This window comes from Clostridium sp. MB05, assembly GCF_046581255.1.
GTDB lineage: Bacteria > Bacillota > Clostridia > Clostridiales > Clostridiaceae > Clostridium.
Window position 1 is genome coordinate 421,077 of record NZ_CP174370.1, and the last position, 13,096, is coordinate 434,172.

The window sequence follows — 13,096 nt, forward strand, 5'->3', positions numbered from 1 at the left end:
CGTTATTATATCATAAACTTAACATATTTTCATTTAAAGGTAAAATAATATTTAGAAAACTTAATGGAAAAGAAGTAAATTATTAAAATTTTGAAAAAATTAAAGATTGACACTTATATAGGGGGGTGATACTATGTATTAAAATGGAAGTTTTAGGAGAATAGAAATGGGCAGTAATATTAACTTAAAAAAAATAAAAGTTAATATAGAATATTATTGTAACTATTATAGATAGGTCTTGTGTTTATAAAAATAATTATAGATACAGGCCGGTAAGAAGATTCGGGGTTTGTATCTATGATGGTTATTATTGTTAGTTGTGCTCAAATTTACAGAGTTAATTTAGCCACATAGATAAATGCTATGTGGCTTTAATTTTTAAGATGCTTATTTACCACATAGCGTAGTCTATGTGGTTTTTTTATAAAATAAGGAGGAATGTAGGTTATGAAGAAAAGAGAACATTTTACAAGTAGAGCAGGATTTATAATATCCTGCATAGGAGCAGCAGTAGGGTTAGGGAATATTTGGATGTTTCCTTATAGACTGGGGCAAAATGGAGGAGCAGTATTTTTAATACCATACTTTATATTTGTTTTATTACTTGGTTCTACAGGGCTTATTGCAGAGTTTGCATTTGGAAGAGCATCACAAGGAGGATCATTAACAGGGATAAAGAGAGCCTTCGAAAAAAAGGGTAAGAAGGGTGGAATATTATTAGGAGTAATACCAGCGGTAGGATTAGCAGGAGTTTTCATGTTTTATAATGTCGTAGTAGGTTGGATTATTAAATATTTTACCTTAAGTGTAACAGGAGAAATAAATGCAATAGAAATAAACAGTTTTTTTAATAATTTTTCAGGAAGTAAAGAAACCATACTTTGGAATGCAATTGCTATATTTATAGCGCTTATTATAGTTATTATAGGTGTAACAAAAGGTATAGAAAAAATAAATAAAATAATAATGCCTTTATTATTTATAATTTTTATATTATTAGCAGTTAGATCATTAACATTACCAGGAGCAATGGAAGGCGTTAAATACTTGTTAACACCTAAATGGGAATATCTATTTAAAGTAAATACATGGGTAATGGCTTTAGGGCAAGCATTTTTTACAGTATCATTAAATGGATGTGGAATGGTTGTATATGGTAGTTATATAGGAAAGGATATGGATATACCAACAGCAGCAATAAGCACAGCAATATTAGATGTTATATCAGCACTACTAGCTTCATTTGTTATAATGCCAGCAGTATTTGCATTCGGACTTGATCCAATGTCAGGTCCACCTTTATTATTTATAACATTACCAACAATATTTAAATCAATGCCAGCAGGTCAAATACTATCTGTATTATTCTTTTTAAGTGTAATATTTGCAGCTGTAAGTTCATCTATAAATATGCTAGAGGGGCCAGTAGAAGCATTGATGTCTCAAACAAGGTTAAATAGGAAGAAAGCAACTACTTTAATTGTTGGAATACTATTTATACTTTCAATACCGTTAAATTTAAATATGGACTTATTTAATGGATTTTCAGATTTAATGACAATAATTATATCTCCAATTGGTGCATTGATAGTACTTATCGTATTTTACTTTATGAGAGATAAAGAAGATATTTTAAGTGAAATTAATATGGGAGCAAGTAAGAAGGTTGGAGATAAATTTATAATGTTTTCTAAGTATGGCTTTACGACTATAACAGTTTTAGTTATAGTACTTGGAGTAATATATGGTGGAATATAATAATTAAAATTTTTAATATAGTAATGTATAGAGATTTGAGATAATTCAAATCTCTATTTTTATATCATTTATTAAATAAAATATAGAATAAATACTTATATGGATAAATTTACAAAAACTTATTGGAGATATTGACAAAATATTCTAATAGATATATAGTTAATTACAAGAGTAATGAACCAAATAACTAAAATTGAATATAATATATTATAGAACTCTATAAGGAGGTTTAATATGAAGTTAGATTTTACAAGCGAAATCCCTATATATATTCAAATAGCGCAAGCCATAGAGGATAGCATTTTAAATGGAATATTTAAGGAGGATGAAGTAATACCATCTACTACAGAGATATCAGTAAAATTCAAAATAAATCCAGCTACAGTGGCTAAAGGATTTAATTTATTAGTAGATGAAGGCATTATATATAAAAGAAGAGGTGTTGGAATGTTTGTTTCAAGTGGTAGCAAAGAAATACTAATACAAAAGAGAAAAGATAGTTTCTATAAAAATTATATAGTTGCATTAATAGAGGAAGCTAAAAAGTTAAATATATCAACAGAAGATATTATAGATATGATAGAAAAGGGGGAATAGTATATGGGGCTAATAAAGATATCTAACTTAACAAAGAAGTACGACAAGAGTACGGTGTTAAACAATGTTTCTTTAACAATTGAAGAAAATAAGATTTATGGTTTATTAGGAAGAAATGGGGCAGGAAAAACAACACTATTAAATCTTATAACAAACAGAATATTTCCAAGTGAAGGAATTATAACTATAGATAATGAAAGTGTTATTGAATCAGATGAACCTATAGGAAAGATATACTTTATGACAGAACAGGATTTATATCCTCAAGGATTAAAAGTAAAAGAACTATTTAAATGGACATCTGAATTCTATGAAAGCTTTAATATGGAATATGCTTTAAATCTTTGTAAGAAGTTTGGGTTAGATACTAATAAGAAGTTTAAAGAGCTTTCAACTGGATATTCATCAATATGCAAAATAATTATTACGCTTTCATCAGGAGCAGAAATACTGATATTTGATGAGCCAGTTTTAGGTTTAGATGCAAATCATAGAGATTTATTTTATAAAGAGTTAGTTGCTAATTATATAGATGAGCCTAAAACTATTATTCTTTCAACTCATATAATTGAAGAAGTTGCAGAGATTCTAGAAAAAGTAATAATAATAAAAGAAGGAAAGCTTTTAAGTGATAAAGAAGTTGAAAATCTTTTAAGTGAAGCTTATATAGTTTCAGGAGCTTCAGAAAGTATAGATAAATATATTAAAAATAAAAAATGTATAAATATTAATACTATCTCTGGATTTAAGGAAGCAACTATAGTTGAAATATTAAGTAAAGAAGATAAAAGGGATATAGAAAGGTTAGGGATAGAAGTTTCAAAAGTTGAACTTCAAAAGCTGTTTATACATTTAACTGGAGAGGAGGGTATTAAATAATGAAAGCTTATAAGATTGCTAAATATAATATTAATAGTTTAAAAAAGTCATTATTTGTATATTATTTAATATTTATTGCTGTATGTATGTTTTTAGTTACACTTAGTAAAATATATTATGGTAATTTTGGAACCTCAGGAATAGAATTATCTTCAGCGATATTTATATTTATTGTAGGATTAAATATGTTTAAGGAAAACTTCTATTTTATGAAGAGTAATAATGTATCAAGAAAAAGCTATTTTTTAGGAACAGTTTTATCAATATTACCTATAGCAACCTTAATGTCTGTTATAGATATAATAATAAATAGAGTATATAGTTTATTCTCTAAATGCCCTACGAACTATGATATGATTTTTACTGATTTCTCCAATAATGTTGATATTACAACGGCAACTTCTAACTGGATTCAAGGAAATGATATAGTAACACTTTTTAATACTTTCTTATTTCAAGCAGCATTGTATTTAATGTTATTTGCATTAGGATTTGTAATAACAATGGTTTATTATAAATGTAATAAGCTTATGAAAACAGTAATATCTATTTCTCCAATAATGTTATTTATACTTTTTGGTGCGCTTGTATCTATTTTTCCTTATGCAGCACAAAAAGTACTTGAATTCTTATTTTATATATTTGGAATTACTCCTAGAAATGTATATACAGCAATATTGACGTTCATTATTTTATTCATAGCATTAATTATAGCTGCATATTTATTGATAAGAAAAATGATAATTAAAGAAAAATAATTAGATTCTATAGATTAAAAAAACAGAAGGTTTTAATTAGAGCCTTCTGTTTTTGATTTTATATTAAATATATAAAAACACATATAAAGTGACTTAAGCTTCCTAAAATGATGAATATATGAAATATTTCATGAAAACCAAACTTACCTAATTGAAATTTCTTTGGCTTTAATCCATATATAACTCCACCAATAGTATAAAGAACTCCTCCAAATACTAGTAGAAATAAACTAGTAGGACTAAGAACTGCTGATAGAGGTTTAATCATAAATATAGCAGCCCAACCTAAGCCTATATAAAGAGAAGTTTGTAACCATCTAGGGCAGTTAAACCAAAGCATCCTAAATAATATGCCAGCAATTGCTATGGATGCTATAGTTGCAAAGAATACAGTTCCCTTAAAGCCGCTAATGCCTATTAGGCAAAATGGTGCATAAGACCCAGCTATTAAGATAAAAATCATAGAATGATCTAACTTTCTAAGTCTAAATATTATTTTTTCACTTGTTATTACACCGTGATAAGTTGCAGAAACACTATATAGTAATATTAGACTAATACCGAATATTACTACAGAAACTATTGCTATACTAGATGAGTTATTTACTAAGCCTTTTGTTAGCATTGCAATTAAAGCAAAAAGAGAAAGAATTGCGCCGATCCAATGAGTTAAACTATTTATAGGTTCTCTTAAATATTTTTCCAAAAATAAACACTCCTTTACAAGTAGTTTTAAAAACTATGTACTGTTATAATTATATTATTAAAATAAACTTTGAAAGTCAAAGGTTATAATAGACGAAATAGTTAGAAATATTAATATATTTTTTGATTTTCTTGAAATATCTCTTTATTACTAGTATATTTAAATATATATATTTTAATAAGTAGTTTATAAAACTACATGGAGGTACATATGGATTTAAATGAATTAAAAGAAAAATTTAATGAACTAAACTTACAAAATCAATTAACTTTAGAAGAGATACCAGAAATAGATTTATATATGGATCAAGTAACTCAACTTTTTGATAATAAGTTTAATGATTCAAAAAGAACAGAAGAAGATAAAGCTTTAACTAAAACAATGGTTAATAATTATGCTAAAGGTAAGCTTTTAATGTCTGTTAAAAATAAAAAATATAGTAAAGAACACTTAATTTTAATGAGCCTTATATATAATTTAAAGGGAGCTTTATCAATAAGTGATATAAAAAGTTCATTAAACAAGATAGTTACATCTTTAGAAAATAAAGAAGCTTATCAATTAAGAGATCTATATAAACTTTATTTAGAGCAATATGAAAATGACTTAATTGATGTAGAAAAGTCAATGGAATATAAATTAAATGATATACAGAATATGCTTTTAAAAGAAGAAAATTTAAAATCTGATGAATTTGAAAAAAACTTTCTATTATTAAGTTCTTTTATAAATATGAGTAATATGTATAGAAGAATGGGTGAAAAGCTAATAGATGAGTATTTTAGCAAGTTATAAGAGGTAAAGATATGAAAAATTCTATTATTTTAAAAAATGAATTAAATAAAATAGATGGAAAGGGATATAAATTATATAAAAATCTACAAGGTGAATATCACTTTAAAGACTATACTTTATGTATAGATTATGTTCAAGGAGATCCATTTGCTTCTCCATCAAGGTTAAGAGTGGTTGTAGATAAAAATATATCTAATTTCCCAGAAAATTTATTAGATAAAAAGTACAAAAAAATAGCAGTTTCAGATTTTCTAACTAGATTATTTTATTTTAATATAAATAAATATGGAGAAAAAATATTTGGATCAGGTAAAAGTGGTTTGGTAACTATAAGTAAATCCCCTCAAGAAATTTTAGAAAGAACAGCTATAGTAATAAATAATGATAATATAGAGGCTAGGTTTTATGTAGGATTTCCAGCTAGGGGAAGAAGTGTTTTAGCTAAAGAGTTAGAAAAGATATTATACAGTGTTATTCCTAGCATAATAGAAAATACTTTAATTTATCAAAATATAAATAAAGAAAAACTTATAGAAAGAATAAATTTAGTAGAAGATCAAGAATACATAAGAAGTGAACTTAAAAATAAGGGGTTAATTGCCTTCGTAACCAATGGATCTATACTTCCAAGAGAAAGTGGAGTATCTTCAAAACCTTTAAGAAATGGAAAGAAGTTTGAATCTCCTAAGAATTTAGAGGTAGAACTTAATCTTCCTAATAAAGGTTTAATTAAGGGAATGGGAGTAAAGGAAGGAATAACATTAATAGTAGGTGGAGGGTATCACGGAAAATCTACTATTTTAAACGCGATTGAATTAGGTGTTTATAATCATATAGAAGGTGATGGTAGAGAATTCGTTATTACAGATAACACAGCTGTAAAGGTTCGGGCAGAAGATGGAAGAAGTATTAAAAATACAGATATATCATTATTTATAGATAACCTGCCTAATGGAAAAGATACTGTGAAGTTTACAACTGAAAATGCTAGTGGCAGTACATCACAGGCAGCAAATATAGTTGAAGCTATAGAAAGTAAAACAAATCTTTTACTTATAGATGAAGATACATCTGCAACTAATTTTATGATTAGAGATGAATTAATGCAAAAGTTAGTTTCAAGAGAAAAAGAACCAATAACACCATTTATAGAAATAGTTAAACCTCTTTATGAGCAAAATAATATATCCACAATAATAGTTGTAGGAAGCTCTGGGGACTTTTTTGATGTAGCAGACTACGTAATTCAAATGGATAATTATGAAGCAAAAGATGTTACAAAAGAAGCAAAATTCCTTATGAGAGGTGAAATAAATAAGAGGATAAAAGAAAAAGATATAGAGGTAAATATAAAATTTGATAGAAAAATTAAAAAAGGAACTATAGAAAGCACATATAAAGGTGTAAAAATTAAAGCTATGGGATTAAGCTCAATTAGTATAAATAAAGAAAATATAGATTTAAGAGCTGTTGAACAAATAGTTGATACAGAACAATTAAATTCAATAGGTGCTATTATGAAGTGGGCAGAGGAGAATATGATGAAGAAATCATTACCTTTTGAAGCGATGATTGAAGAAGTATATAGTGAAATAAATAAAAATGGATTAATTTCTATAGATAAAATATATGGAGGATCAGGAAGCTTAGCTATGCCAAGAAAACAAGAAGTTATGGCTACCTATAACAGATATAGAAAACTTAATATAAATTAGAAAAATATATTAGTTATCTGATATACTATAATAATATAAAATAAGGTATATACAAAATATATATGTTGTTTTATTTTTGAAAAATTTATTTAGGGGTAGAAGAATGGATATAATGAATAAGGTTAATAAGTTAATAGACTTAATGAAAACAAAGTACTTAATGAAGTTTAAACAAAAAACTTATATGGGTAATAACTACAAGGTTAATTACCTATTAGAGAGAAATAGCAAGTCAAAGGATTTACTTATAATATTTTCTGCTTGTACAAAGATAGGGCAAAAAGCTAGATATAATTACATTAGGACTTTAGATGAATTTAAATGTAATAAGTTATTTATTTTAGATGACTTTGGATTTGATGGAAGAGGTGCTTATTATTTAGGTAAAGATAATGATTTTAAAATTGAAGAAGATGTAAGAGCTTTAATAAATAAAATATCAGAAGAAATAAAACCTGTAAATGAAGTTTATATTGGATCAAGTAAAGGTGGATATGCAGCTTTGTATTTTGGTTTAGAAAGAGAAAGTAGCAATATAATAACTGGAGCGCCACAGTACAAATTAGGAGATTATTTAAATCTTCCTAATCATAAGAATATACTTAAATATATTATAGGGGATTGTAGTGATGAGGGTATTAAAAAGCTTAATAATTTAATGAGGGACAAGCTTTACTTAAATAGGGATAATAATAATTCTATATATATTCACTATTCTACAAAGGAAGAGACTTATGAGTCAGATATAAAACCTTTATTAGACGAAGTAAATAGTGTTAAATTAACAGCTTATCATGATAAGGAGGATTATAGTAGTCATGCTGAATTAACATTATTTTTCCCTAGTTATATTAAGGATATTTTAAGAGTGATATTAAAGCTTTAGAAAAATTTAAAATAAGGATAAGTTAAAAATGAACACGAGAAAAGAGAATAGAGATAGAAATTTAAATATTGATATACTTAGAGTTGTTTGCTCAATATTTATAGTCATAATACACATAATAGATTTTTATATTTTAAATTATAATGAAATTGGAGAAATTTTTTGGACATTTATAAATATATTTGAGTCATTTATTAGATTTGCTGTACCAATATTTTTTATGATAAGTGGAGCATTACTAATTAAGAATTTTAAAGAAAGTGCAATAACTTTTTATAAGAAAAGATTAATAAAAATAGTTGTTCCATATATATTAATTTCAATATTTTATTCAATAGGTAATCAAATTTTAAAAAATGGTATAATATCTTTGGAGATTATAATAAAAAATATTTTAACTTTTGACGCCCATTATCACTTATGGTTCTTTGAACCATTAATAGGAATATATTTAATAGTTCCATTAATTCGTAAGGTAATAGTATATTTAGAAAATAATAATAAAAAAATAATAATAAATGGATACTTAGCTATATGGACATCACTAGGAATAATACTGCCAACAATAATTAATATTTATAGTTTAAGCAGTATTAGGTATGGAATAGAAGTAGTAAACTACTTAGGATATTTTATAATGGGGTATGCCATAAGCAATTACTATAAGAGTTTTTTCAAAGGAAAAGAAAATTGGGTTTTATTAATATATTTAGTAGCTGTATTAACTACTATTGCAGGAAATCATTTTTACTTAAATAGAGAAACAGGAATATATAATAATTATTTTATTTATCCAATGACATTAAATATATATGTACAATCAGTTAGTATTTTTATTTATTTTAATCTTAAAGTAATTAAATTAAATAAATCAGTAACTTCAATAATACAGAGTATATCAGTTAGTAGTATTTATATTTATTTATTACATCCAATCTTTATATTAATAGTTAAAGATATATTAAAAATAAATTTATTTGTAGGAAATTTATTTTTTAAGTGTTTTTTTGTTATATCAATTGTAAGTTTATTAACAATAGTGGCTTCAATAATAGCTTTTAAAACATTTAATTTTCTTACTAAAACAATAATTAAATAGTTTTTAATAAATAAAAATTAGCACCTATAAAAATAAGGTGCTTTTTTATTTATATATTTTAAGAAAGGTTTAGAGAAGTAGATAAAAATTCAAGTATAAGTGAACTTAGTTAAGAGATAGATTTAGAGATAACTATGGAGTAGGAGGAATAATATGGTTTAAGAATTATATATGAAATGATAAAATATGTAATTATGTATTAGAGTAATTTATAAGAAAAGCATAGACTATATATAATTCAAATATAGCAGCAATTGTTTAAGAAGCAACAAGAAAGCTAATATATAATGTAAATATCTTAATTTATCAATTTAGGAATAATGGAGCCTTAATTTTATTGATACAATATAATTACCATATGGGAAAAGGTTGGTGATAAAGTGAACTATAGTAATGCTATATCCCAATGTATTGACTATATTGAAAAAAATATAAAAATGGATTTAACTCCAGAAAGAATAGCTATGGATATTTATGTACCAATAGTAAAAAAGTAAGTAAATGCAATATTTATTTGGCTTTAGATCTATTGTATTAAATTAATTAAAAAAGATGCCACTATTGTGAGGATGGGCATCTTTTTCTGCTTTTAATTAAATATTAAGACTAATAAATTTAATTGAAATATTTAGATATTCCAAGGTGAATAAAGCACTCACAACTCAAGTAGTAATCAATTACAGAATTCAAAATTATACTTTAGAGTTATATAATAATTGTGTATATTATATACATAATAATAAAATGGGAAAATATAATTTAGAATAGTTATAGATGAGAGAATTAAAAGCAATTGAAGTGTACTATTAGTAGTTGAACAAAACCACAATTAATTATAATATAATTTTACAGGTATAAAATGAAAGGGGGAACTTCAGTGTGGAGGTATATAATTTACTTCCAAGCTAAAGAAAGTTTATTGATAATAATGCAAATATATTAGTTGTAGAAGATGATTTAGATATAAATAATCTTTTGTGCAGAATATTAATTAAAGAAGGATATAATGTAAGAGCTGCATATTTATGGACAGAAGCTAAAATGTGTATGGAGCAGTATGATTTTCACCTTATTTTACTTGATTTAATGTTACCAGGAATAAATTGAGAGGATATTATTAAGTTTGTAAGAAAACTGAAAATAATGCCTATAATAGTTATATATGCAAAGGCTGACCAAGGTGTTAAAGTGGAGGCACTTAACCTTGGAGCTGATGAAAAAATCATTACCTTTTGAAGCGATGATTGAAGAAGTATATAGTAAAATAAATAAAAATGGATTAATTTCTATAGATAAAATATATGGAGGGTCAGGAAGCTTAGCTATGCCAAGGAAGCAAGAAGTTATGGCTACCTATAACAGATATAGAAAATTGATTTTATAGTTTATTAATATCTAAGGAATGGAGATGAATTTAAGCTGTATTATATATACGATATATTATTTCAAGTTGTAGATAGAGCTACATTGCTGGTTATATGCTTATTTATTATAACTAGGTTACAAAGTTTTAGAGAAATATTTTTAAAGGAGAATTATGAAAGAAAGGATTATGCCATTATTTGCATAGTATTTAGTATATTTGCTGTATTTGCAAATTATACAGGGGTAGATGTAGAAGGATCGTTAGTAAATGTTAGAACAATTACTATAGTTTCTGGAGGAGTAATATTTGGACCACTTGTAGGAATAGTAACAGGAGTAGTATCTGGGCTACACAGATATTTAATAGACATAAATGGAATAACATCAATACCATGTCTTATTAGTAGTATAATTTCAGGAATTGTATCTGGATATATAAATAAAAAGATTAAGAGGAAGTATAGGTGGATAGCTGGTATAGCTGCAGGAATGCTAAGTGAAACAATAACAATGATACTAATACTTATATTAAGTAAACCTCATTTATTAGGAGTTGATATAGTATCTAAAATTGCTATACCAATGATACTTGGGCAAATTAGTGTAGGATTTATTGTTTTGTTAGTTCAAAGTGTAGCAGATGATAAAGAAAAGATAGCTGCAAAACAAGCAAAATTGGCCCTTGATATTGCAAACAAAACGCTGCCATACTTTAGGAATATAAATAGTGATTCTTTAAATAAGATATGCAATATTATAAAGGATGATATAGAAGCTGATGCAGTATCCATAACAGATAAAAAAAATATATTAGCTTATGTTGGAGTTGGAGAAGAAAACTATAATATAGGTCATGAAATAATAACTGAAGTAACTAAAGAAGCAATAAAGAGCGGTAGAATAGTTATAAAAAATGATAACCTAGAGGATAAAGGCGCAATGCTAAAGTCGGCTATTGTAATCCCTCTTGAGGAAAAAAATGAAGTTATAGGAGCTTTAAAAATATACTATAGAAAAGAGCACAAAATAACTTATTCATTGCAAAGTCTTGCGGTGGGACTTTCACAAATTATTTCTACTTTGATGGAAATATCAAAAATTGAGCAAATAAAAGAAATGGCAAATAAATCTGAAATTAAAGCTCTTCAAACTCAAATAAATCCACATTTTTTATTTAATGCATTAAATGCTATAACTTCATCTATAAGAATAGACCCTGATAAAGCAAGGGAGCTTATAATAAATTTAGCTAGTTATTTAAGGTATAACTTGGAATTAAATGGTGAGTTTATAGATATAAAAAAAGAACTTAAACAAGTTAAAGATTATATAGAAATAGAGAAAGCTAGGTTTGGAAATAAATTAAGTATAATTTATGATATAGATGATGTAGATATTAAAATTCCAAGTCTTTCAATACAACCTTTAGTTGAGAATGCTATAGTCCATGGTATTTTAAAAGATAAAGGTACGGGAACTATAAATATTAGTGTAAAGAAGTATGATGAAAGGGTGAAAATATCTATAACTGATAGTGGGGTTGGTATAAGTGAAGGTATAATAGAGAGAATTTATAGTGATACTATGCCTGAAAACAAAATTGGTCTTTATAATGTACATTTAAGACTTAAACTTATTTATGGGGAAGGACTTATAATAAAAAGGCTTGATAAAGGAACTAAAATAGAATTCTATGTAAAGAGGTAAGATTATGAAAGCTATAATAGTTGAAGATGAATTTCTAGCAAGAGAAGAACTTAAATATTTTATTAAAAATTATAGTAGTATAGAGATAGTAGATGAATTTGAAGATGGAATAGAGGTACTTAAATTTATTCAAGAAAATCAAGTTGATGCTATATTCTTAGATATAAATATACCATCACTTGATGGAGTTCTACTTGCAAAGAATATAAGTAATTTTTCTAAAAGGCCTTATATAGTATTTATAACAGCTTATAAAGAGCATGCCGTAGAGGCTTTTGAAATAGAGGCTTTCGATTACATATTAAAGCCATACCATGAATCTAGAATTATATCTATGTTAAAAAAGTTAGAAAGTAGCTATATCCAGGAAAAACATAATTTACATAAAAACAGTATACCTAACAAAATGAATTTATGGAAGAATGAAAAGATAAGAGTAGTAGATTTAGATGATATATACTATTGTGTTGCTAAAGAAAGAATAACTCATGTTTTTACAAAGGATGAAGAATACTCAGTAGGTGTGAGTATAACTGAATTCTATAATAGTTTGCCAAAAGATAAGTTTTTTAGGTCTCATAGGTCTTATATTGTTAACATAAATAAAATAAGAGAAATAATACCTTGGTTTAATAATACATATAATTTAAGACTTCAAGATATAGATTATGAAGTACCAGTAAGCAGAAGTAATTTAAAGGAATTTAAACAACTAATGAATATATAATTCAAGTTTTCAATAAGATAATTAAGTACTATGACATATTAGTTCTTAGAGTTAAGAGTATTAATAGTATTTAGTTATCTTATTTATGCATTTAATGTAGATTT

The 13,096-nt window shown here is 25.8% G+C and carries 13 protein-coding genes; 12 read left to right on the forward strand and 1 reads right to left on the reverse strand.

Annotation, left to right across the window (positions count from 1 at the left end):
* Nucleotides 1–447: 447 nt before the first annotated feature.
* From ACH36K_RS02080 to ACH36K_RS02095, 4 genes are all read left to right on the forward strand, one after another.
* Nucleotides 448–1,758: a sodium-dependent transporter gene (locus tag ACH36K_RS02080; RefSeq protein ID WP_411169352.1), complete on the forward strand. Its 1,311-nt coding sequence runs from the start codon at nt 448–450 to the stop codon at nt 1,756–1,758.
* 234 nt (nt 1,759–1,992) lie between these two features.
* Nucleotides 1,993–2,355, forward strand: a complete 363-nt coding sequence (locus ACH36K_RS02085) for a GntR family transcriptional regulator (protein ID WP_411169353.1) — start codon at nt 1,993–1,995, stop codon at nt 2,353–2,355.
* Nucleotides 2,356–2,358: 3 nt separating this feature from the next.
* Nucleotides 2,359–3,234: an ATP-binding cassette domain-containing protein gene (locus ACH36K_RS02090; protein WP_411169354.1), complete on the forward strand. Its 876-nt coding sequence runs from the start codon at nt 2,359–2,361 to the stop codon at nt 3,232–3,234.
* Entirely contained in the window at nt 3,234–3,992 is a 759-nt protein-coding gene (locus ACH36K_RS02095) for a hypothetical protein (RefSeq protein WP_411169355.1), read from the forward strand. Before ACH36K_RS02090 ends, ACH36K_RS02095 begins: the two co-directional genes overlap by 1 nt.
* Before the next feature lie 58 nt (nt 3,993–4,050).
* Here the strand turns inward: ACH36K_RS02095 and trhA are convergent, their stop codons facing one another.
* Nucleotides 4,051–4,698, reverse strand: a complete 648-nt coding sequence (gene trhA, locus ACH36K_RS02100) for a PAQR family membrane homeostasis protein TrhA (RefSeq protein WP_411169356.1) — start codon at nt 4,696–4,698, stop codon at nt 4,051–4,053.
* Nucleotides 4,699–4,908: 210 nt separating this feature from the next.
* Here trhA and ACH36K_RS02105 point away from each other — a divergent pair, with 210 nt between their 5' ends.
* The 8 genes from ACH36K_RS02105 to ACH36K_RS02140 all read left to right on the forward strand — a co-directional run bounded on the left by ACH36K_RS02105 (nt 4,909) and on the right by ACH36K_RS02140 (nt 12,992).
* Nucleotides 4,909–5,493, forward strand: a complete 585-nt coding sequence (locus ACH36K_RS02105) for a DUF1836 domain-containing protein (protein WP_411169357.1) — start codon at nt 4,909–4,911, stop codon at nt 5,491–5,493.
* Nucleotides 5,494–5,504: 11 nt separating this feature from the next.
* Entirely contained in the window at nt 5,505–7,208 is a 1,704-nt protein-coding gene (locus ACH36K_RS02110; protein ID WP_411169358.1) for an ABC-ATPase domain-containing protein, read from the forward strand.
* A 103-nt stretch (nt 7,209–7,311) separates the two neighbouring features.
* Complete coding sequence (locus tag ACH36K_RS02115; RefSeq protein ID WP_411169359.1) at nt 7,312–8,094, forward strand: hypothetical protein; 783 nt, start codon at nt 7,312–7,314, stop codon at nt 8,092–8,094.
* Nucleotides 8,095–8,122: 28 nt separating this feature from the next.
* Nucleotides 8,123–9,193: an acyltransferase gene (locus tag ACH36K_RS02120; RefSeq protein ID WP_411169360.1), complete on the forward strand. Its 1,071-nt coding sequence runs from the start codon at nt 8,123–8,125 to the stop codon at nt 9,191–9,193.
* A 936-nt stretch (nt 9,194–10,129) separates the two neighbouring features.
* On the forward strand, nt 10,130–10,300 hold the full coding sequence (locus ACH36K_RS02125) for a response regulator (RefSeq protein WP_411170642.1): 171 nt from the start codon (nt 10,130–10,132) through the stop codon (nt 10,298–10,300).
* A gap of 106 nt (nt 10,301–10,406) precedes the next feature.
* Nucleotides 10,407–10,577: a hypothetical protein gene (locus ACH36K_RS02130; RefSeq protein WP_411170643.1), complete on the forward strand. Its 171-nt coding sequence runs from the start codon at nt 10,407–10,409 to the stop codon at nt 10,575–10,577.
* Nucleotides 10,578–10,660: 83 nt separating this feature from the next.
* Nucleotides 10,661–12,265: a LytS/YhcK type 5TM receptor domain-containing protein gene (locus ACH36K_RS02135; protein WP_411169361.1), complete on the forward strand. Its 1,605-nt coding sequence runs from the start codon at nt 10,661–10,663 to the stop codon at nt 12,263–12,265.
* 4 nt (nt 12,266–12,269) lie between these two features.
* Nucleotides 12,270–12,992, forward strand: coding sequence for a LytR/AlgR family response regulator transcription factor (locus ACH36K_RS02140; protein WP_411169362.1), 723 nt, complete (start codon nt 12,270–12,272; stop codon nt 12,990–12,992).
* The last annotated feature ends 104 nt before the right edge of the window (nt 12,993–13,096 follow it).